This window comes from Streptomyces sp. NPDC001401 (assembly GCF_042895385.1).
In the GTDB taxonomy this organism is placed as follows: Bacteria; Actinomycetota; Actinomycetes; order Streptomycetales; family Streptomycetaceae; genus Streptomyces.
Genome location: NZ_JBIAWI010000003.1, coordinates 492,452 through 512,789 on the forward strand (window position 1 = coordinate 492,452; position 20,338 = coordinate 512,789).

28 protein-coding genes are annotated in these 20,338 nt (G+C 68.1%); 6 read left to right on the forward strand and 22 right to left on the reverse strand.

Annotated elements, in window-relative coordinates:
• Positions 1–30 precede the first annotated feature (30 nt).
• From ACFY10_RS14180 to ACFY10_RS14260, 17 genes are all read right to left on the reverse strand, one after another.
• A complete protein-coding gene (locus ACFY10_RS14180; protein ID WP_390665357.1) occupies positions 31–480 on the reverse strand; it encodes a pilus assembly protein TadG-related protein in 450 nt (149 codons plus the stop codon).
• Positions 477–857, reverse strand: coding sequence for a TadE/TadG family type IV pilus assembly protein (locus tag ACFY10_RS14185; RefSeq protein WP_390665572.1), 381 nt, complete (start codon positions 855–857; stop codon positions 477–479). The genes ACFY10_RS14180 and ACFY10_RS14185 overlap by 4 nt, the downstream gene beginning before the upstream one ends.
• A 50-nt stretch (positions 858–907) precedes the next feature.
• The gene (locus tag ACFY10_RS14190) at positions 908–1,321 is read right to left on the reverse strand and encodes a TadE/TadG family type IV pilus assembly protein (RefSeq protein WP_390665358.1); all 414 of its coding nucleotides are present in this window, start codon (positions 1,319–1,321) and stop codon (positions 908–910) included.
• A gap of 3 nt (positions 1,322–1,324) precedes the next feature.
• On the reverse strand, positions 1,325–1,522 hold the full coding sequence (locus ACFY10_RS14195) for a hypothetical protein (RefSeq protein ID WP_390665359.1): 198 nt from the start codon (positions 1,520–1,522) through the stop codon (positions 1,325–1,327).
• A 123-nt stretch (positions 1,523–1,645) separates the two neighbouring features.
• Positions 1,646–2,299 (reverse strand): OmpA family protein, encoded by a 654-nt coding sequence (locus tag ACFY10_RS14200; RefSeq protein ID WP_390665360.1) that lies wholly within the window; start codon positions 2,297–2,299, stop codon positions 1,646–1,648.
• Between the two features lie 8 nt (positions 2,300–2,307).
• Positions 2,308–2,883 (reverse strand): hypothetical protein, encoded by a 576-nt coding sequence (locus tag ACFY10_RS14205; protein ID WP_390665361.1) that lies wholly within the window; start codon positions 2,881–2,883, stop codon positions 2,308–2,310.
• Between the two features lie 43 nt (positions 2,884–2,926).
• Positions 2,927–3,826 carry a type II secretion system F family protein gene (locus ACFY10_RS14210; RefSeq protein WP_390665362.1) on the reverse strand — a complete coding sequence of 300 codons (900 nt, stop codon included), beginning with the start codon at positions 3,824–3,826 and terminating at the stop codon, positions 2,927–2,929.
• A complete protein-coding gene (locus ACFY10_RS14215; protein WP_390665363.1) occupies positions 3,823–4,740 on the reverse strand; it encodes a type II secretion system F family protein in 918 nt (305 codons plus the stop codon). The genes ACFY10_RS14210 and ACFY10_RS14215 overlap by 4 nt, the downstream gene beginning before the upstream one ends.
• Complete coding sequence (locus ACFY10_RS14220) at positions 4,737–6,089, reverse strand: CpaF family protein (protein WP_390665364.1); 1,353 nt, start codon at positions 6,087–6,089, stop codon at positions 4,737–4,739. Before ACFY10_RS14220 ends, ACFY10_RS14215 begins: the two co-directional genes overlap by 4 nt.
• Positions 6,086–6,898: a MinD/ParA family protein gene (locus ACFY10_RS14225; protein ID WP_390665365.1), complete on the reverse strand. Its 813-nt coding sequence runs from the start codon at positions 6,896–6,898 to the stop codon at positions 6,086–6,088. The genes ACFY10_RS14220 and ACFY10_RS14225 overlap by 4 nt, the downstream gene beginning before the upstream one ends.
• Positions 6,899–6,939: 41 nt before the next feature.
• On the reverse strand, positions 6,940–7,641 hold the full coding sequence (locus ACFY10_RS14230; RefSeq protein WP_390665366.1) for an SAF domain-containing protein: 702 nt from the start codon (positions 7,639–7,641) through the stop codon (positions 6,940–6,942).
• Positions 7,642–7,718: 77 nt separating this feature from the next.
• Positions 7,719–8,267 carry a hypothetical protein gene (locus ACFY10_RS14235; protein WP_390665367.1) on the reverse strand — a complete coding sequence of 183 codons (549 nt, stop codon included), beginning with the start codon at positions 8,265–8,267 and terminating at the stop codon, positions 7,719–7,721.
• A 296-nt stretch (positions 8,268–8,563) separates the two neighbouring features.
• Positions 8,564–9,091 (reverse strand): hypothetical protein, encoded by a 528-nt coding sequence (locus tag ACFY10_RS14240; protein ID WP_390665368.1) that lies wholly within the window; start codon positions 9,089–9,091, stop codon positions 8,564–8,566.
• Positions 9,092–9,311: 220 nt separating this feature from the next.
• On the reverse strand, positions 9,312–9,782 hold the full coding sequence (locus tag ACFY10_RS14245) for an ATP-binding protein (RefSeq protein WP_390665369.1): 471 nt from the start codon (positions 9,780–9,782) through the stop codon (positions 9,312–9,314).
• A gap of 376 nt (positions 9,783–10,158) precedes the next feature.
• Entirely contained in the window at positions 10,159–10,719 is a 561-nt protein-coding gene (locus ACFY10_RS14250) for a DUF6415 family natural product biosynthesis protein (RefSeq protein WP_390665370.1), read from the reverse strand.
• Positions 10,712–11,275 (reverse strand): hypothetical protein, encoded by a 564-nt coding sequence (locus ACFY10_RS14255; protein ID WP_390665371.1) that lies wholly within the window; start codon positions 11,273–11,275, stop codon positions 10,712–10,714. The genes ACFY10_RS14250 and ACFY10_RS14255 overlap by 8 nt, the downstream gene beginning before the upstream one ends.
• On the reverse strand, positions 11,272–11,568 hold the full coding sequence (locus ACFY10_RS14260; RefSeq protein WP_390665372.1) for a hypothetical protein: 297 nt from the start codon (positions 11,566–11,568) through the stop codon (positions 11,272–11,274). The genes ACFY10_RS14255 and ACFY10_RS14260 overlap by 4 nt, the downstream gene beginning before the upstream one ends.
• 36 nt (positions 11,569–11,604) lie before the next feature.
• Between ACFY10_RS14260 and ACFY10_RS14265 the strand changes: the two genes are divergently transcribed.
• Positions 11,605–12,081 carry a hypothetical protein gene (locus ACFY10_RS14265; protein ID WP_390665373.1) on the forward strand — a complete coding sequence of 159 codons (477 nt, stop codon included), beginning with the start codon at positions 11,605–11,607 and terminating at the stop codon, positions 12,079–12,081.
• 27 nt (positions 12,082–12,108) lie between these two features.
• A complete protein-coding gene (locus tag ACFY10_RS14270) occupies positions 12,109–13,446 on the forward strand; it encodes a hypothetical protein (protein WP_390665374.1) in 1,338 nt (445 codons plus the stop codon).
• A 127-nt stretch (positions 13,447–13,573) separates the two neighbouring features.
• Here ACFY10_RS14270 and ACFY10_RS14275 read toward each other — a convergent pair whose 3' ends face one another.
• The 4 genes from ACFY10_RS14275 to ACFY10_RS14290 form a co-directional block, all read right to left on the reverse strand.
• Entirely contained in the window at positions 13,574–13,777 is a 204-nt protein-coding gene (locus ACFY10_RS14275; RefSeq protein WP_390665375.1) for a hypothetical protein, read from the reverse strand.
• 19 nt (positions 13,778–13,796) lie between these two features.
• The gene (locus tag ACFY10_RS14280; protein ID WP_390665376.1) at positions 13,797–13,925 is read right to left on the reverse strand and encodes a hypothetical protein; all 129 of its coding nucleotides are present in this window, start codon (positions 13,923–13,925) and stop codon (positions 13,797–13,799) included.
• A gap of 263 nt (positions 13,926–14,188) precedes the next feature.
• Positions 14,189–14,956, reverse strand: a complete 768-nt coding sequence (locus tag ACFY10_RS14285) for an ISAs1 family transposase (RefSeq protein WP_390665377.1) — start codon at positions 14,954–14,956, stop codon at positions 14,189–14,191.
• 486 nt (positions 14,957–15,442) lie between these two features.
• Positions 15,443–17,233: a condensation domain-containing protein gene (locus tag ACFY10_RS14290; protein WP_390665378.1), complete on the reverse strand. Its 1,791-nt coding sequence runs from the start codon at positions 17,231–17,233 to the stop codon at positions 15,443–15,445.
• A gap of 222 nt (positions 17,234–17,455) precedes the next feature.
• Between ACFY10_RS14290 and ACFY10_RS14295 the strand changes: the two genes are divergently transcribed.
• From ACFY10_RS14295 to ACFY10_RS14305, 3 genes are read left to right on the forward strand one after another with little or no spacing between them, the layout of a single operon-like run.
• Positions 17,456–17,731 (forward strand): phosphopantetheine-binding protein, encoded by a 276-nt coding sequence (locus tag ACFY10_RS14295; RefSeq protein ID WP_390665379.1) that lies wholly within the window; start codon positions 17,456–17,458, stop codon positions 17,729–17,731.
• A 37-nt stretch (positions 17,732–17,768) separates the two neighbouring features.
• Positions 17,769–18,797, forward strand: coding sequence for an LLM class flavin-dependent oxidoreductase (locus ACFY10_RS14300; RefSeq protein WP_390665380.1), 1,029 nt, complete (start codon positions 17,769–17,771; stop codon positions 18,795–18,797).
• 5 nt (positions 18,798–18,802) lie between these two features.
• A complete protein-coding gene (locus tag ACFY10_RS14305) occupies positions 18,803–19,366 on the forward strand; it encodes a flavin reductase family protein (RefSeq protein ID WP_390665381.1) in 564 nt (187 codons plus the stop codon).
• A 4-nt stretch (positions 19,367–19,370) separates the two neighbouring features.
• Here the strand turns inward: ACFY10_RS14305 and ACFY10_RS14310 are convergent, their stop codons facing one another.
• Positions 19,371–19,784, reverse strand: a complete 414-nt coding sequence (locus tag ACFY10_RS14310) for an acyl-CoA dehydrogenase family protein (protein WP_390665382.1) — start codon at positions 19,782–19,784, stop codon at positions 19,371–19,373.
• Positions 19,785–19,896: 112 nt separating this feature from the next.
• Here ACFY10_RS14310 and ACFY10_RS14315 point away from each other — a divergent pair, with 112 nt between their 5' ends.
• Positions 19,897–20,328 carry a hypothetical protein gene (locus tag ACFY10_RS14315; protein WP_390665383.1) on the forward strand — a complete coding sequence of 144 codons (432 nt, stop codon included), beginning with the start codon at positions 19,897–19,899 and terminating at the stop codon, positions 20,326–20,328.
• Positions 20,329–20,338: the final 10 nt, after the last annotated feature.

Here is a 20,338-nt window from a genome sequence, read left to right on the forward strand (position 1 = left end):
CTCGGCCGGAACGGGGGTGGTGAACGGTCCTTATGGGGTGGTGCGTTCGGCGTGCGCGGTACCGCTCGCGTGCACGGTCAGCGTGCGCAGGCCGATCAGCTGCAGGATCTGGGTGCGCTGGTGGTGGGTGACCCGGACGGTCACCCCGTCGCCCTTGACCGAGGCGGAGCCGGTGTCTCCGGTGGAGGCGACGTACGCGCGCGCCGCGGCTGCGGCCTGGTCGCGTACCAGACGGACGTCGCCGCCGCGTCGCAGCTGGCCGATGTCCAGTTGCTGGGCGCCGGTGCGGGCGGCCTCCTGGGCGACGTCCAGCGCCTGGGTCTTGCCGGCCAGGGCGAGCCCGCCGTCGACGACGATCCCGGCGAACAGCCACAGCGCGGCGAAGACGCCGACGACGAACGCCGTGACCTGCCCTCGGTCGTCACCTGCCATCATCCGGGCGCAGACCTGGACCAGATGGGCGCGCAGTGCTCGCTTCACGGGCTGCTCCTGAAGGTGTCAACGACGGAGAAGCCGGTGTCGGCCAACGTCACATGGCCAGGCATCCCGCTGTGGGTGAGACGCCCCAGGTCCGCGGTGCAGGAGACCCGTGCCGTCACGGTGGCTCCCGGCGCGAGGCCGCCGGTGGCGAGGTGCACGCTCGGGTGCGTGCACGCGGCTCCGCCCTCGTGCAGGGCCATGCCCGCCGCACGCTCGGCCTGGGTGCGGGCGTCCTGGTCGGTGCGCGCCAGGGAGGCGGCGCGGGCGGCCTGGTGGGCGGCGTCCGCTACGACCAGGCGGGCATCGACGAGCAGACCGAGTGCCACCACGACCAGGAGCACGAGGATGAGCAGTGGTGTGACCAGCACCAGCTCCACCGCCGCCGAACCGCGTTCCCCCTCGTCTCGCCCACGGCGTACCTGCCCGATCATGGCTGGTCCCCGGTGGGGGTGGTGATCTTCTCGGTGGGTCCGGAGGCTGCGGCGGAGGCGTGCAGCACCAGCCCAGGGACGGGGAGCACGCGGATCACCGTCCCCTCCACGCGCACGGTGGTCCGGTCGGCGGTGCGTTCGGCGGTCACGGAGGGGGCGGTCAGGACCCGGCTGCCCAGCGCGGCGAGGCTGCGCTGGGCCTGGGCCTGTCCGTCCGCTGCGGTGCCGTCCTGGGTGCGGGCGGCGGCCAGGGCCTGCTGGGCGGCGTACTGGGCGATGTGCCGTGCATGCCAGACCAGCGCGAACTGCACCACCAACAGTGCGATCAGCAGCAGCGCCGGGACGACGATCACAAGCTGAGTACTTGCCGCCCCGCGGTCAATGCACAGCCTGCGAGGGAGCGCGATCACGAACTAGCCGCCCAGGTCGATGCCGTTGGCCTTGGCCGTGACCTTGGCGACGATGATGCCCACCACGGTCAGGGCCAGGATCGCCAGCAGGGCGGTGACCACGATGGTTTCGGTGGTGTAGCCGGCATCCGAGCGGGCCTGCCGTCGGGCCTCGGCCAGGTGCGCCTTGACCAGGCGGGCCAGGGTGTCGAGTGGGAACATGGCGCGTGCTCTTTCTACTTGCTCTCGTCGGTTGGGGAAGGTTCGGGAACACCCGCTGGAGGTGAGCGCGGTTGGACGCGGAGGCAGGCGAGCCTTGCTCGTCTTCCGTACGCCAAAAGCTGCTCATCTCGGTGCGTGGGGGAAGGAGACCTCGACCCTGCGGTTCTTCGTGCGGCCCGCCTCGGTTGCGTTGGACGCGATGGGGTGTTTTTCGCCGTAGCCGCGTGTGTCGAACGTGATCGCTGTGTCGTTGAGTTCGCCACCCAGTACGTCCCGTACGGCGGCTGCGCGCTGCTTGGAGAGGAGGGCGCCGTGCGCGGAGGAGCCGAGGCTGTCCGTGAAGCCGCAGATGCGGACCCTCGTCGCGTTCTGCATCTTGATCTCCTGAGCCATGGCGGTGATGCGGGCCTTCGCCTTGCCGCTGAGGTGGGCGCTGTCCTTGCTGAAGAGGACGTCGGCCTGCACCGTGAGCTTCTCGTCTGGGTTGGTGTCCTCACGGCGTTCATGTCCGCCTGCGTCCTCGGTGATCTGGCTGATGTCGAGCACGGGTGAGTCGAGGTCGAGGACCTTGGGTTCGGCCAAGGTGGCACCCTCGGGGAGCGCGAGGTCGGGATCGTCTCCCCCGGCCCGGATGAGTGCGCTCGTGCCGGTGTGGAGACCGCTTGCGAGGAAGGGCGTGGCACGTGCCGTCTGGGGGATGCACGTGAGCGCGATGAATGCGGCCGCCGTGACGGCCAGGGTCGGCCGCGACGCGCGCCGGGCCAGGGGTGCGGTCATGGTCGGGCTCATCCCGAGATCTTGATGGTGGCGGTGTCGAACAGCGGCAGCTGGAAGCCCACTTCGGTCGTGCTCGTCGGCGGGGCGGAGAACTGCAAGAAGACAGGGACGCTCTCACGGGCCTTGAGCGAGGAGAGACCGGTAGTGGTGAGTGGGCGTCCTTGCGTGTCGCGCAGCACGTAGTAGCGCTTCCTGCCCTTGTAGTCCACGAGGGTGGCGCCGCCCAACGACTGGCCGTTCCTGACGATGGCGAGCTCGTTGCCGCGCAGCTCGGCCGGAATGACCGCGGTGGCAGCCCCGCCGTTCTTCAACTCGCCGCGCACGGTGAGGAATCCGCTGTCATCCCGCTCGGCCGACGTGATCGTGAGGGTCAAGCTGTTCCGGCCCTTGATCTCGGCCAAGGGCCTTACCGACTGTCCGAGTTGGGCGTGCGGGAAGGAGCCACCGTTCTTCGAGGCGACGCCGGGCGTGTCGTTCTGATGCGCGTCGCCTCCTGCACACCCGGCGGTGCCCAGAGCCAGGCCGACCGTGACCGCCAGGGCGACCAGGCGCCAGCGGGCCTTGGTGGTGAACCGAGTGATCATTCTGCGGTCTCCCTTTCAGCGTTGACACGAACCCACGACCCTCTCAGCCGATCGACAGGACGTGGGCGAGGGCCGGATAGCCGATCAGCAGCAGGAACGCGGCGAACAGCCCGACCACGGGCAGCGACATCTGCTCGGTGGCCGCCTGCGCCGCCCCGTCGGCCTCCGAGATCCTGCGCCGGCGCATGGCCCACGCCTTCGCCGCGAGTGAGCCGCGGATCTTTGCGCCCTCGCTGCCCGCGAGGTTCAGCGTCGAGGCGAGTTCGGTCAGATCCCCGACGGCCAGTTGGCGTCCCAGTTCGCCCAGGTGGGGCCAGGGGCTGGTGCGGGTGAGCTGCGCGACGTTGAGGGCGTGCCGCAGTCTCGCCGCCGCCCACCCCTGGGGCGCGGCGACGGCCTGGGCGAGTGCCTGCTGAATGCCGGCACCTCCGGCCAGTGCGATCACCGTCAGGTCCAGGATGAGACTGAGGGTGTGGCGCATTTCGCGGCGTCGCCGTGCGGCCTGCTGGCGGATGGACAGGTCGGGGGCGAAGAACAGTACGACGGCCAGGGTGAGGGAGCCGGCCAGCGGCACCCACCAGCCCGCCGCGATGCCGATCCCCAGGCGCAACAGCAGCGCGGCGGCCCACGGGGCGACGAGTCCGGTCATGGCGCAGACCGCCTTGCCCGCCAGGTGCTGCTCTTCGTTGGTGCCGCAGACGGCCAGGTCCGCGCGCAGCGAGGGGGCGGGGAAGCCGAGTGCCCGCACCAGCGGTACGGCACGACTGCCCAGCCGAGTGGCCCACTCCGCCTCTTCGGTCTCGTGAAGACGTGAAGTCGCGGTCGGTGCAGGTGTGTTGAGGAGGGTGAGGATGTCAGCGAGGGCGGTGCGGGGCGGGCGCAGCCCGTAGACGAGAGCGGTCGCCCCCGCGCCGAACAGCGCACCGAGCAGCATGACGATCACCGTGCGGCTCCCCGTTCGGCGTCCGCCGTGGCACGGGAGGTGGCCGGGCCGATGAGGCGGATGGGGTCGTCGATGCGGCCGATGGCGGTCAGGTAGGTGAAGCTCGCGGCGAACAGCACGCCCACCACCGCGAGCACCGCCTGCCCGGTCAGCGTGTTGAAGGGGTCCAGATAGGGGCGGTTGAAGACCACAAGTCCCACCGCCATGCCCAGGGTGATGCTCACGGTGACGCGCACCCCGGTCCGTACGCTGGCTCGTCCGGCGTCGATGCGCTGCCGCATGGCCACCTGCTCACGCACCGATTCCGCCAACTCACCCAGCAGCGGGGCGAGATGGCTGGCCTGCTGCGAGGCGGCCATCACCAGCGCGGCCACCACCACATCGGCCAGCGGGTCATCGACGTCCTCGGCAAACGCCCGCAGCACGACCGGCAGCGGGTGCCCCGAGCGGACGGCGGCGGCCAGCCGGCACAGCTCCGTCTCCAGTGCGGCTGGGGCGATGTCCGCGGTCGCCAGCACCGCCTGCTCCAGACCAGCCGCCGCGGAAAGCGTGTCGCGCAGCATCTCCGTCCAGGTGGCCAGCGCCTCCATCCGTTCCGTACGCCGCGTGGCGGCTCGGTCCGGGCCGAGCAGGCCGGGCAAGGTGAGCAGGGCGACGGTGGTCAGCACCGCCGCCACCGGCCACGACGTCAGCGCACCCGCGATCACCCCGGCTGTCATCGCGAGCACCATGCGTCGCGTGGTCCACTGCGCAGGCAGCCGCGCCACCAGCGCACGCCATGGACCACCGGTCCGCTCCTCGCGCGCCGCCCGCCGCACCGCCCCGTAACCGATGGCCACCAGCCCGAGGCCGAACGCCGTCCCGCACACCACCGCGATGCCCGTCCAGGTGGCGGGGCCAAGCAGGCCGCTCATGACGCGGCCCCCCACCACTGGACGGCGACGCCCTGGGCGTCCAGCCCTGCCGCGATCAGGTCATCGAGGGTTTCGGTGCGCACTGGTGTGGCGGGCACGGCGCGCCCGTCGGGGCCGGGCCGGAAGACCTCGTTGGAGACGATCTGCTGCCCGTCCGCGTCGATGACCTCGCGCACCGAGTCGATGACCCGCCGTCCTGCGGCGTCCCAGCCGAGGTGGACGACGAAGTGGACCGCGGAGGCCACCATCAGGTTCGTCGCCTCCAGCGAGAGCCGTTCCGGGGACTGCGCGGCGTAGGAGGCGAGCTTGGTGAACACCCCGCGCGAGGTGGAGGCGTGGATGGTGGACAGCGAGCCGTCGTTGCCCTGGCTCATGGCGTTGCACATCGGGATGACCTCGGCTCCGCGGATCTCCCCGACGATGACCCGGTCCGGGGACATCCGCAGCCCCCATCGCACCAGCTCCGCCTGATCGATGCCGCCCTGGCCCTCGATGTTTGGCTCGCGGGCCTGCATGGCCACCACGTTCGGATGCGCCACCGGATCGGCGTCCAGGCCCAGTTCGAAGGTGTCCTCGATCGTCACCAGCCGCTCCTCGGGCGGAATCTCGTGGGCGAAGGCCCGCAGCACGGTGGTCTTGCCGACATTGGTGCCGCCGCCGATGACGATGTTCTTGCGCGCCCGCACCAGCGCCCGCAGGAAGGCGGCGAGCTGCTGGTCGCACACGCCCAGCCGGACCAGCTCCGCCATGGAGGCGGCCGGGAAACGGTGGCGGCGGATCGTCAGTGACACCCGCCCGGTCACCGCCATCACTGCGAACAGCCGTGATCCGTCGGGCAGTTGCAGGTTCAGTCGGGGCATGCCCCGGTCGAAGCGGCGCTCCTCGCCGCCCGTGCGAGCCGCGAGCGTGCGGACCAGTTCCACCAGTTCCTCATCCGACGCGGCCACTGGTCTCTCGCGGCGCCATCGTCCGGCCGCGTCCTTGACCCACACCACATCGCTGCCGTTGATACAAACGTTCTCGATCGTGGTGTCGGCCAGCAGCCGTTCCAGGCCGCCGGTGCCGAACAACTCGTCCTTGACCGCCTGGGCAATCCGCTCCTCGGCCGCAGCATCAATGACCGGACCGCCTTGAGCCAGGGCATGGCGCCGCTGCTCCCGCAGTTCCTCGGCCAGCAACAGTCCCACGGTGGCCCGGCGTGCCGTTTCGTCCTCCGCCGGCAGACCCGCCGATTCACGCTCGACTGCGTACGTGGCCAGCCGGGCCGCCACCCGCTGTCGTACGAGGCGGGACAGCTCCCGCTCACCACCGCCCGGCACCAGGCCGGGTGGCATCAGATGCTCGCTCATGTTCTGCTCTCCTCCGCTTCCGGCACCCGAACCAGACCCGGCCGGCGCCGCTCCACCAGCTCCGTCCCACCGCCCTCGGCTGTGGGATCGCCCTCCGCGGCCGTCGTCCTGGTCGCGCTGTCCGGTGGCGCGGTCAGCTGACGGGCCAGCGTCCGTGCGGCGGTCATCAACGGTGACGGCCGGAACCCAGTGGCGCGCCGGTCGCCGTGCGTGGGGCTGTTCATCGCGGCCACACTCTTGGCGTTCCAGGGCAGGAAGTGCACCCGCCGGATCCCGAGCGTGCTCGCGATCTCCTGGGCCGGGTACGGACACGGCCCGACCACAGCGAGCGCCAGCCGCCCGGCATACGCACAGGCGTCCAAGCCGTACACCGAGACATGGGTCAGCGGCTCCGCTCCGCCCCGCGCCACCAGCACCAGATGGTCGGCCGCCTCCAGCAGCGGCTCGACGTCCTCGCCAAGTCGGCCGACGTCCAGCAGTACAGTGCCCCGGTCGTGGTCGTCCCCCAGCAGCACGCGCTGCCCGGCCGCAGTCGCCAGCAGCCGCACGGCCTCCCGGCACGGGCCACGACCGGGCACCGCAGCTACCGCCCGCACGCCGCAGGGGAGTTCACTCGCCGCCCCGAGCAAGGAACCCGGGTGCGGCTTCCCGGCCGCCGCCGCGACATCCAGCAGTGACGGCGCCACCGGAAGACCGAAACGGATCATGAGGTCACCGCCGGAAGCATCCGCCTCCACCATCACCGGCCGCACCGCACCGTCCACGTCCAGCGGCCACGCGGCAGCCAGGGCCAGCGCAGTCGTCGTCACCCCCGGCGCACCCGTCACCGACCCACAAACGACCAGCCGCCTCACGGAGCCTCACGCCCCTCAGCGGGCAGCACCACAACACGGGGATGTTCCAGCTGTGCCGCCCGCCGCGCCGCCGCAGTCTCAACCAGCACCGTCACCACCCGCGGCCCACCCGCCGACTCCGGCTCTCGAACGCCCGTCACCGTCCCCGCCACCGCCGAGGCCGCCTGCTCCGCGTCGTCAACCGCTGCAGCACCGGCCGGACCGGCAAGGATCGCCACGCGCTCCCCGCGCGCAAGATCCGGGGGCGCCCCGCCCGGCTCGACCGCAAGCGCCACCTGCGAGAACCCCTTCGGGGGAAAGCCCGCGCCGGCACCCACCTGTCCCGGTGCCAGCAGCGACCCGGCCACCAGGGGGACCTTCGCCTCTCGCCCCAGCACCGTGCCCCGGTCCGCGACGCGAACCACCCCCGTGTCCGCCGCCACCTCCACCGCGCGCAGATCGCCTGGCTTCAGCACCCGCCCGGCCGGCACATCGCGGGCCAGCACCAGAACCTGCTGCCGCTCCCCCACCTCCTGCGCAACCAGCGTAAAGCCGACCGCCGAGACCACCACCGCCCCCACCCCGGCCCACACCCAGCCCAGCCTGCGCCGCCGCACCCCCGTCACCGGCGGCGGCTGCTCCGGGCCAGACCGGCGCGTGCCCGGCACCCGGGCACCGCCGCCCTTCACAGCAGAAGAAGACATGGAGGTATCCACCATTCACCTCACGATCAAGAGAATTCCAACGTCCACCGACCCGGCCCGCCCGCTCCAGGCGCGCCGTCATCCGCGAGCCGTCAGCGCGTGACGACGGCCTGCACCTCGTCCACCACCAGCTGCCGCTGCGCGGTCATCACCAGCCCCGGCACCACTCCGGTCTGCCCGGCCCCCCGCCACTGGACATCCCAGGTCACCCGCACCGAGGCCGTGTACGCTCCGCCCGGCGCGGTCAGCGATGCCCGCCGGTAGGTGTAACCACAGTCGGGAGACGACGCCTTGGGGCTGTAAGCGCCCGAGTACGGAGTGCCCGGCCCCCGGCACACCACCTGACCGCCCTCCCCCATCGACCACACCGCCTTCTGCGGCCGAGCCGTCGCCGTCACCTTCACGCCCTCCACTGCAGCCGACGTCGACACCGGCCCCCACGTCCTGTGCTCCACCCACATCCACGTGGGCACATGGACCACCTGCACATGGTCCTCATCCGGACTCGTACGGATCACCGGCTTCGGCAACTTCAACCGCTCGATCGCCCGCTGAACAACCACCTGCACGGGAACCTGGTGCCCACCGCCCGGCTTCGGCTTCTTCGCCTTCTCACCATCGAAGCGCGGCAAGATCCCCATGCCACCGCCCAAGTCGTAGTCCCAGCCGCTCGATGTGACGGTGGGCGGCCCCTTCGGCCCTCCACCACCGCCACCGCCACCGCCGGGATTCGCCGCTCCTCCGTGAGGCACCGGCCGACTCTTCCGCGAGATGCCCGGACTCCTCCTGACGCTCTTCGCCTCCGCATCGCAAGCCCCAGGGGCGCACGTAACCCCGGCTCCTGTGCTCAATCCGTCGTCGGCGGCGGCATCACGTGCAGCAAGCAGCAACGCGATGCACAGCACCGCCATCGCCGTCGGCAAGGCGAAGCTGAGCCTCAACACGACCCGGCCTTGTCGATGTACAGGCGCTCAACCTTCCAGGCCCCGTGGTGCTGTCGGACGGTCGCGTCAACGTGATGGTGACCACCAGGGACATCGTTCTCGAGCTTGCCGTCATGGCCGTAGTGCAGCCAATCGGTGGCGTCTGCACAGTCCTTGACGACGACCGTCGTCGCATCCCGCTTCTCCATGATGGGGGCAAGACGCAGTTGTCCCCTCGTGACCATGCCCTTCGTTCGGTCCTGCGTCATCATGTAACGCAGCAACTCCAACGCCTCGCCTGAGGCGTGTGCCTTCAGACGCGGAGACTTGGCTTCCGACGTCGCCGCAGCGGCAGCAAGGTCACCCCACATGGCACGGTATGCATCAATCGCCGGTGCATGCGGTGCATTCGACGTTCGAGAACCGGCCGTCTCAACCGTCTTCTCAGGCAGCGACTTAGCGTCTGACGAACCGTCCGCGCAGCCTCCCAGGAATAGCCCGGCGATAATCGCGCCTGCCGCCGCCCACCCTTTGGATCTCACCCAGCCCCCACTTTCTGTCACCCAAAACGCCCGGGCGACCACTCTAAGTGATCGGATGTGACTGGAGTTACCCGCCGTTGCGGCGATCAATCGCAAGGGGAGGGGTGAATTCCTCTCTCAAAGCCTGACGGCGTGCTGCTCATATGACGGTTCGCCATGAACATCCGGGCGGACCACCGGTCCCATCCAGCAAGCCTCGCTTTCAGGATTACTTCGGAGTTCACGAGGCGGTTGGGAGCGCGAACCAGGCCGTTTTGGTCCGCTTTCGGCTACGGAACCCCCATGCGCCCTTGGTCAGTTCGTGGACGATGTGCAGGCCTCGCCCGCGCTCGGAGAGCAGCGCGCACAGCGCCTCCAGGCCGCCCCCACGGTTCTCCTCCGCCGGCGAGAACGGTGGCTTCTCTGGGAACTCGGGAATCGTCGGGATGCGGGGATCGTGGTCCTCTACCTCACAGATGACCTCCGTGGCGGTGCGTCGCAGCCGCATCTCGTACGGCCCCACCGCGTGTTCGGTGGCGTTGGCGACGAATTCGGAGACGGCCAGCACCGCGTCGCTGATCACCTCGCCGTCGTAGCCGAGCTGGTCCAGGGCGCAGCGCAAGGCAGCACGGGCATGTGCAGGGGCATTGGGGGTGCAGCTTGTCCAGCGCCATACGACGCTCGGGGTCGCACCCAGGGCGTGCGCGCTCATCACCGCGCTCCCCGGGCCGCGTGGCGTCCGCGTACGACGCGGCGGTGACGGCCACGCCCGGGACGTACGCAATTGCACGCTTCGCACAGCGCGAACGGGCCAGCCATCGCCACGAACGGCAGCAACAGCACAGCAATGAACAGAATCGGCGCCACGGCAGGGACCTCCCCGGTGATCGCAACTGGGTCGCGACCACGACACCGTGGGTCCAACGAAGAGCGGAACCCCTCTCTGGCCAGTGCTTTCAAGGACTTTTCGCCGCGCCGAACGCGTCCGTTGACCGATGAGCATGCTGGAATGCCACGGCTCGGGCTCAGCCGAGCCGAAGCCGTTCGCGGACAGCCCGCGGTCGACATAGAGGTGACTTCACCCGGCGCTATCTCCTTCCGAACCCTTGTGATGGGTGCAAGCCCTGCGGTGGCACAGGAGCCAGGAGGGGTGGCCGACCGACGTGCAGCTCGGGGTGCACGTCGCCGTGGATTCCGCCGCTGGAGTCGCTGCCGAGCGTCCGCCGCTCGTACGACTCGTCGTCGGCGATCGGTTCCCAGCAGGCGCAGCACAGGCGTCGGCGCACCTCCTCGCCGATCTCGTCAGCACCGGTCGGTTCGCCGAGCGGGCCGGGGTGCTGGTACAGCGTCAGGAGGGCGCGGGCCATAGTGGCGAGGTCAAACGCGTCGCAGGCCGGGGAACCGCCGACGTATTCCGTGAGGAGCTGCAACGCACGTACGAGGACGTGGACCGCCAGCCGTCGCATCTCACCCCTCATACCTGCTGCGAGATCCTGTACCTCCGGGATCAGGAGCTGCACATGCCCCTGAAGCTGCCGCTTCAGGGTGCCCAGATCCTCACCGGTCGGCAGGCGGGGAGCCCACAGCACGGAGTCGTACGCCGTCTGAATCGTGTCGGCGTCGAGCGGGAGCAGCCTGTTCTCAGACACCGGTGCTCGCCTCCGCCGCCGTGAGCCGGTACCGGCCGTCCCTCAGGAGCTGGGCGACCGCGTCGGGGCTGCACAGCGTCTCGGGGTCGTGCGGCGGGACGCACCAGTGCGAGAAGCCGGCGCCCGGGTCGGTGTGCGTGGGGTCGGGGACGCCGAGGTAGGCGTTCGGGCCGAGGCATTCCGCGTCGTCACTGCGGTAGCTCCAGGGTGGGTAGCGGTCGGTGCCCTCCGGTACGAGGGCGTAGTACAGGTGCCAGCGAGTGTCGGCGAATACCGGCCCGCCGAGCAGGGCCTGCCGGAGGTAGGCGTTGACGTCCCGCAAGTCGTCGCTGTCGGTGGCGGCGTGCACGAGGGCGGCGGTGAGACGGACGGCCGTGAAGAGAGTTCCGCACCGTAGGAGCGTGATCCCGTTGTCGGCCCATTCCTTCCGGGCCTGCTGCGTGTCTTCTGCGGCGGAGAGGAGCCAGTGACCGGCCGCCAGGTGCCGGTCTGCTCTGGTGCGGGTGAGGGTGCCGGGGTGTGCCTCGATGTGGTGGGCGGTGTCCGGGGGCGTCATCGATGAGCCTCCGCGGGCAACCGGTTGGCGGACTCGGAGGGGGCGGCCATGGCCGAGGTTCCGACTGCGAGCATGCGGGCGATGCGTTCGGCGCAGGCTTGCTCATGTCCGTACTCGCCGATCGCGTAGTCGAACCCGGTGACGTATTGCTCGCCTTTGGTGAGAATCTCTTCGGTGAGGCGGCTGTTCAGCGGGTTCGTCACCTTCAGCCGCAGCGCGCTGCCGTCCACGGTGACCCGGAGGCCGTACTCCTCCAGGTCACCGGCGAGTCGTTGCAGGTCGTTTCTGTCCACACGCAGACGATCCCAACGGCGAACGATGGGCGGGATATGACGACCTACGACACGGAGTTGATCATGCGGGTGGTAGCGATCACGGGAACGCGGAGCACGGGGCACCGGAGCCTCAACGAGTACGCGCGTCTCTTCGCCGACTACCTCGGCCCGTTCGCTCAGGACGCGCACTTCTACATCGGGGGCGCGAAGGGAATCGACAGCCTGTCGCTGCTGTGGCTCGCGGGGAACACCGCCGCGGACATCACCATCGTCACGCCCGGCACCGTCGACCAGCAGCCCGCAGAGGCCCGGCAGGCGATCGCACGCACCCGCGAGCGCATCAAGGAAGTCGTCGAGCTGGGCGCCGTTGAGCTGAAGACGCCCGCCTACCACGCCCGGAACTGGTGGATGGTCGACCGCAGCCACATGACGATCGGCTTCCCGTACGGCGACGATCCCTCATCCGGGACGTGGCAGACGCTCAACTACACAGCGGATCAGGGGAAACCCCGGCTGATCGTGCCCGTGTAGCCGCCCTTGTGCTGCACTATGTGCCCTATGGAGGGGGCAGCCGCGGGGGCGGCCCAGCTGAAGGCGCTGCGACACCGGCGCGGCCTGTCGCTCGCCGACGTCGCCCGTGCGCTCATCGTCCTGGCCCGGGAACTGCATCAGTCGCCGCTGCCATCCGTGGCGAGCGTGCAACGGTCCGTTGCCCGCTGGGAGTCCCCGAAGAGAGCGACACTGCCCGACGAGCGGTACCAGCTGCTCCTTGCCCACCTCTACGCACGCACGCCCGCCGGCGAACTCTCCCTCGGCGCGGGCTCCGACTTCGCCGAGTACCTGGATGCCCTCGGCCTGCTCGGCGAAAGCGAGCGGCGGACGGCGGAACTGCGCGGCATCATTCTCCGCGCAGCCACCGACGCGGGCGGCGGCCTGCTCGCTCTTCTCTCCCCCACCATCCAGGCCACGCTCACCGCAGCTCTCCAGGACCCGAGTCGGACCGAGCAGGAGGCCATAGCCGGACTGGCCTCCGCGGTGGCGGACGTCAACGCGGAGGTCGGCAGCCTGCCCATGGTGCGGCTGCAACTGCTGCTCGCCCCGGCCGTCGAGACGTGCAGGCGCCTGCTCGCCAATCCCCTCCCTGATCCGCTCGTCCCACAACTCCGGGAAGTCGCGGTAGCCGCAGCGACACTGGCCGGCCGTCTTGCGTTCGAGACCCGCGACGACACTGCTTCCCGCGCCCTGTACGCGCAGGCGACGCGCGAGGCAGAGCAACTGGCGCAGCCCTGGCGGAAGGCCAGCGTCCACATGAGTCACGCCCTGGTCACCCTGTACTCGACGCAGGGCCTCGACGAGGCACGGCACCTGGTCTCCCAGGCCGTCCGCGCCGCCCGCTCCGGAGAGAGCACTCTCGTACGGGCGCGGGCGCACGCGCTGCAAGCGGAAGTCGCTGCGCGGTCCGGTCAGGAGCGGCAGGCACAGGCCGCGCTCGGGCTGGCCTGGTACGACATCGAGGCCGACCACACCGGTGATCCTGCACCCACGTCGTTCACTCCCGGTCACCTCCGCGGCTTCGAGGGCGTGTGCGAGCTGTATGTCGGTGACCCCTCCGCAGCGCACGACCGCTTCGCCCGGTCGGCGGAGGTGCTGTCGGCACCGAGGGAGCAGGTGCAACGGGCCATCGTCACCACTGACCAGGCGCTCGCCCGGATCCGGCTCGGGGAGCCGCGCGCGGCAGCCGATCTGCTGCACAAGTGCGTGGCCGCAGCAGCGACGACCGGCGGCCGGGTGCCGGCGCTACGGCTGCGAAAGGCACGGCAGGAGTTGCGGCTATGGCGGCGGGAGGAGTGGGTGGCCGACCTCGACGACCACCTGATGGACGTCCTCGGCTCCTGACAGCGGGGCTACGCGGCCGACCGGGCTCGGTTCGTCCGTCGGCGCGGTGGGCACGGTTGCGCCCGCCAGGCCAGGCGAACGCGTAGCCTCGGCCTGCGTCCCCGCCTCCATGGAAACGGAAAGCTTCTCAGCTCTGCGCCTTGGGCAGTTCCACGCCCAGATCCTTAGCGAACGCCTCGATTTCGGACATGGCTTCACGCAGGTTTTGCGCGACGTTGACCGTCAACTCGCTGATGGACATGGGCCCTTGCCTGTCCGAGGAAGCCGCGTCGATCTCGCCCACGTTCAGGTTCACCGATGCGTCAGCAAGCAGCTCCTGGGTCCCTTGCATGATCGGGGTCTGTCCGGATTCATCCGGTGATGCCGAGGGCGGCCAGGGGCCTTCGCCAGTCGCGAGCGGTGTGACGTAGGGCGGCGGCGATGTTGGTGTGGCCGTCCTGACGGTGGACGCCGATGGCAAGGTTGAGCAGGCCGGCCATGATGCGTGGGAGATGGCCGACATGGATCTTGGAGTCGTCCTCGCGGAACGTGCGGTCGCGGACGTGGTGCAGAAGATTTTCGATCTTCCAGTGGCCTCTGATCCAGTCGGCGAGCTGGGCGCCGGTAGCCGCGCCGGGCGGCAGACTGGTGATCAGGTAGACACGCTCGATGGTGAGCTTGCCGCTGGAAGTCCTTCCTCCAGCGCACGACTTGCAGGACCTGGCGTGCGTCGGGGTAGTCGAGGTGGGCGAAGGCGCGGTCTTCAGCCGCCGGATCTCCAGGCGGTGGTGGGCCCGGGTGTGGTCGTAGTGGTGAGCGTGATCTCGCGCCAGGGCAGGCGATGGACGCGGTCGAAGAGGCCGGGATGGTTGACCTTGACCTGGGCGATGTAGTGGGCACCGCGCTCGCGGAGGTAGGTGCCGTGAGCGTGCTGGGTGTGCAGCGCGTCGGCGGTGATGACCGTTACCGTCAGGTCGGGGCTGTCCAGCAGGGGCCGGAAGGCGGGGATCTCGTTGCTCTTGTCGGCGACCTGGCGCTGGGCCAGGACGTGGCCGGCGTGGTCCATCGGGGCGAGCAGGGTGACGTGTCCGGTGACGGGGGTGCGCGAGCCGCGCAGGGCCTTGCCGTCAACGGCGATCGCCCGCAGTCCGGGGCCGGCCGGGGTGGCGCGGGCGGTGAGGAAGGCGCCGATCGCCCGGTCCAGGGCGTCGCCGTCGAGCTGGACGAGCAGACGGCGCAGGGTGTGGGGGTGTGGGACGGCCACAGTGCCGGAGAGCGGGTCGGTGGGGAAGCCGAGAACCCGGCAGGCCCACGCAGGGACGTCGCCAATCCATTCCGTGATCGCGGTGAGCGAGCGTGCACCGGCCAGAACACTCGCCGCGGCTGCGGAGACGAGGGCGGACAGCCGGTAGCGGCGGCCTCGGACGCCTCGCGGGTCGGGGACCAGGTCCAGGAAGCCGGCCAATGCGACCGCGTCCGCCAACGGGACGGCGCGGCAGTCCGGCCCAATTGGGCCAGCGCGGTGGGGCATGGGAGAAGATGCAGAAGCAGGCACGGACTCGCCAGGTGTTCATGGGACTTCGACACTCACATGATCACTGAGACCGTGCCTGCACTGCGTCCGCCACCTGCCCGAACCAGGGTGTCTCCTCCAAGAAGGGGCCAGCACGGCACTCCGGACGAAACGTGATCATGCAACGGCCCTTGCGGGCGACCCACTGGACCGGTTCGGGCAGTGCCGTCACCGGGAACAACACCCGGAGATGATCAGCAGCCCCATCCCTGGAAGGGAGCAGGACACGCGCGGCGTTGCGCGGTCCCAGCAGCAATGCGCCCAGCGCCGCGCCCAGCGGGACTACCGCCGTCACACCGAGCCCGAGCCCCCGGTCCCTACGACAACAACTCAACAGCCGGAGCAGTGGAACCTGGCGCCACCCCGAGGCGGCACTCGGGCCCTCGCCCTGCACATCTCCAGTCCGCGGCACGAAAACGGTCCACCGACTCCGTCGGCGGACCGTCATGCAAGATCGAGGCTAGGCGCTTCGAACACATAGCGTTCGGGGGCTGACGCCGAAGGATACTCGGCGAGCAGGTTCATTACTCGCCCACGCAGTGCCCCCTCGTTTATCTGGGTGCCGCTGGGGTCCAGACATGCTACGATCCCCTCTTCCTCACTGTGTCGGACAGATATCACTTTCGTGGGCCCAGCGCGCTCCACTATTTCGGCGACAGCTGAAAGATCCACCCATCCCGCATCCGTCTGCACCCATTGTTCTCCCCTTTCCGGGGAAATAATTCCTGCGTCACGCGCGAGCTCGGATGGCGACCTGTCCTCTCGACAGGCGGCGACCAGCACGGATTCAATACCCTGCAAAATAGCGCTCACGAGCTGCTCGGTAAACGTCGCAGGATCGGCTTTCACGATCAATTGAGCCATACCGTCTCGGTAGCTCATATGGAGAAAGAAACGCTCCGATGCGACAACGCCCGAAATGCTGCTCTCGATCCGAGTCTCGCTGAGAGCCTCATCCATGGCGTAGAGATCGTGCCGCTGATCTGCTCCCAACCGGCGATCTGCGAGCAGGGCGTCGCTCACGATCGTGTGCAAGTCAAACCGCACTCCTCTTTCTAGACCAATTTCGTTCACCACCACGTTGCGCTGCACGGAATCGTAGCGGGCAGAGCCGTAAGCCATCAGTTCGGCCCTGCCGGTACGGACAATGAGCTCGGAGAACGTCTGGCTATCGGTATCCAAAAAGAACAGTCCACCTTGCGCAATACACCCGACGGAATTCCGGATACCACCCGAAACTCGGTTGCTGCATACCACCTGATACATGACACGTGGGTCACCGGAGACGCCGGCAAGGACTGTCGAGATCGCTGCCAACGCAACGCTCGGCATTCTTGCCTCGTACCGAGAGGCCAGCTCAAAAATAGCGAGAAGTACGGCTCGCGAATTTAGGACCATCCGCATCTCCAGCCTGCTGCTATCGATGCCACGACCCCATGGAAAGACGGTGCGCGGCGAGCACTTGAGAACTTTCTTCCAGTATCCCAGAGAGCGCCTGTTCTCCGCTTCCCCGGTAGCAGAATTTTCACCAGTGGCGATCTCGAATGGTTGCAGCCGAGTCCGAGTCTCAACCGAGGCCCGCTGATCGGTGACGGGACTTTCCCTTCCCCCGATGATTTCCTCAAGGTCGCGCGTGAGAACTCCGGCCGAGAAACCGTCTGCCGCCATATGTGAGACAACAAGCGACGCGCAGTGTTCTCCGGACGGGAGCTCAATCACTGTCAATCGAACGGGAACTTCCCTTTGGAGATCGAAAGAGTGCCGCCGCTCGACCGTAAGCACCTTTTCCACAAAAACATCGGTCGGGAGAGGGGATTCTCTTGCCGTATATATTCTGGCCTCAAACTCCCCATCACCCAGTGTTTCTGTCCGAAATCGACTGTGATCGATCTCTTCAAAGATCGTGCGGAGTGCTTCATGCCGACAGACAAGCGCGATGACGCCGCATACGATGGTGTCGAGCGACACGTTTTCCGAGAATTGAAAACTCACCTGCAGATTGAGGGTTTCGGTCCGCGAGATCAGCCGTTTGTGCATGAGCCACATACCGATCTGCCCCCACGTCGGTGGGCCCACTCGGCAGGTTTGCCCCGAGAAAGTCGCACCGATAGTCCGGATGGGTGCGACAAAAACCGATTCCGTTTGATCCGAGTCGCAATGCAGGTCGTCCGACAACTCTTGCTCCCTCAGGTCATCTCTGCGATCATAGCCCGCACCACCGGTGTCGTCATCCATAAGACCGAAAGTCCCAGCATAGATCAACACGATGTACCCGGGTTGGCCACTGTCGGCCAACTTCTCTCCCTCTCGTATCCATGAAAGGAGTGGCGGGTAGAGTTGGCCAATGGGGCTGCCGGACTCGCACCCGGAGTTGGAGCGCAGACGCGGAGAAGCCCGACCACTCGATGGTTCCTATCTTTTGAGGGGGCTTGATTGTCTTCGGCACATAACGAGGAATTGACGCAGCGGACATGGCCGGACCGGTTCGAGGACATCGTTCGCAGGCACATTCCGCTCCTACCCAGCAGCGACGGACTGCGCCCGGACGCGGCCCTCTCTGACCTCGGCCTGGACTCTCTGGGTATCGTCTCCCTGATCCTCGACCTCGAAGACGCCTTCGACTTCACCATTCCGGACGAGAGCTTCGTGGCTCGGACGTTCAGTACGCCGGCCATGCTGTGGGCGGAACTGTCTCCGATCATCTGCAAGGAAGACGGCCATCGTGAGGAGTGAACTCTCGCTCACGCAGTCCACGAGGAGAAGGAAACCCATGGAAAATGACTTCGAGGTGTATGGAACGGCGCCAGGGCAAGAAGCCTCCCAGAGTGACTTCACCCATATCGGGAATGTATCGCGCCTGGCCGAACGCCATGGCTTCGGAGGATTGCTGGTGTTCTACGAACACGGGGCGCCGGATCCTTGGGGGACGGCTTCGGCGATCCTGCAGCAGACGACCAGCCTGACGCCGTTGATCGCCTTGCAACCCTATTCACTGCCACCTTTCACCGCTGCCAAGTTCATCCACACTCTTGTCTCCCTGTACGGCCGTCGTGTGGACATCAACCTGATCACCGGAGGAAAGGAAGCAGAGCTCCGGCAGGTGGGCGACTCGGTCGACCATGACGGGAGGTTCGAACGAGCGCTTGAGTACATGAGCGTACTGCGAGCGCTGCTCACCACCAATGAGCGCCTTGACCACGAGGGGAAGCATTACACGTTCCATGGGCTGCGTACGCACTCGTGCCTGCCTCCGGAACACTATCCCCGCGTATTTGTTCCCGGCTCATCTGAGGCAGGACGTCGGGTAGCCCGCGCAATAGGCGATGTCGCGCTGACGCACCCCGAACCGCTGAGCCAGTTCGCGGACAGTTTCGCGAAGTCGCGCCGCGGAGAGAACAGGCTCGGCGTTCGCTTCGGAATCATTGCCAGGGAAACGGATGCCGAGGCCTGGGATGCTGCTGAATCCCTGTCCGTGGAATCACGTGCCGGGCAGATCCAGGCTCGGTGGAGAAAAAACTCCGAATCAGATCACATTCGGCGGATGGCCCGCGTCGCGGAGGAGGGCGTCCTCTATGACGATGTCTATTGGACCGGCCCCTATCGGAATGGCCGAGGATATCTGCCCTACCTGGTCGGCAGCTACGACCGGGTGGCCGACTACGCGAGGGGTTACGTCACCTGTGGCGTCCGTACCATCCTCCTCGGCCGGATGACCACGGAGCAGGAGTTCATGCACGTCGGCAACGTATTGTCACGGCTCCGTGGAGCGGACAACGCCGCGCTGCGCGGGAGGGTTTGACGGGGATGAAGCTCGACGAGCAGGAACACCCCGAGCCGTTGACCGGGCGGAAGGGAGAGCCGCAGACGGATCAGGCCGACGCCACCACCGACATCAGCCCTGCCCTTTTCCGCAACGTGCTCGGCAGGTTCTGTTCCGGCGTCACCGTTGTGACCGCCTCGCACGACGGTCGCCCGGCCGGTATGACCTGCCAGTCCTTCATGAGTCTGTCCCTGGAGCCGCCCCTGGTCGCGTTCGCTCCCGCGCTCACGTCCAGGAGTTACCCCAGGATCCGGGAAGCCGGCCATTTCGCGGTCAACGTCCTCGCCGCGGATCAGGTCGAACTCGCAAGGAAATTCAGTCACAGCGGTGTCGACAGGTTCGCGGGGGTGCGATGGTGCCGGGAGGTCACGGGTGCCCCGCTACTCGACGGCACAGTGGCCCACATCGAGTGTGAACTGGTCGAGGAGTACGGCATCGGCGACCATCTCCTAGTGGTGGGCCGGGTGGTGGCACTCAGCAGCCACCCGGACGCCACTCCCCTGCTCTTCTTTGGAAGCTCGTTCGCAGCCCTATCCGAGTCGGACTGATGGGTCAGGCGAGCCGCACCGAGCGGTCCATGAGGGTCAGCGAACCACTGACCACAAGCAGACGGTCATTCGCGTAATTCAGGCTCGCCGAGCGCAGATCACGCAGGCACCGCTCCAGCGGAAGCACAGACTGGCGGTTGTAGCCGATGCGCAGCCCGGCCAATTGGACCATGCGGTCGACCGCCTGGTAGGTGAGTTCCGCTGCGGTGACCTTGAGCGTGTTCAGATGGATCTGCGCTGACATCTGCTGCAGCGACTGCCCTGTCACACGCAGTTCCACCACCTCGTCGCGTACACGGTGCACATAGGCACTGACCAGCTCAAGATCCATGCGGATGCGGGCCAAGCGCTCGTTGACGAGCTCGGATCGGATATCGATCGTGCTCGGCCGACGGGATGACCTGACCAGCGCGACCATGGGACTTCGACACTCACATGATCACTGAGACCGTGCCTGCACTGCGTCCGCCACGTGCCCAAACCAGGGTGTCCCCTCCAAGAAGGGGCCAGCACGGCGCTCCGGACGAAACGTGATCACGCAACGGCCCCTGAGCCAGGAACCGCCACCCGGGCCCAGCTTCGAGGTGGTCGCTCTGCGTACGACCACGCGCGCGCTCCCACCCCGGCCCCGACCGGCCCTGGCGGCTCTGCGGGCCATGGTCGACGGCGGTACGGCCACTCGGGCCGCGCTCTCGGCCACTGGCTGGGCGGCGAGCGAGGTGACGGGCATGCTGGTCGGCGCGTACTCACCGGGAGCCCGCCGGTTCATCGCCCATGCCTCGGCAATACCGCGCCAGATCGTTCCCGGGCTCGAAACGGGTCACTGTTTCGGTGTCGCCGTGGTCCGCGGACTGGCGGACCTGATCAAAGGGGAGACCCTGCCGGACGGCGCGCAGGTGCTCGCGCTCGCGCCGGGACGCTATTCGTGGTCGGTACTCGCGCTGCGCCATCGCGCCCGCTAACGAACCCACC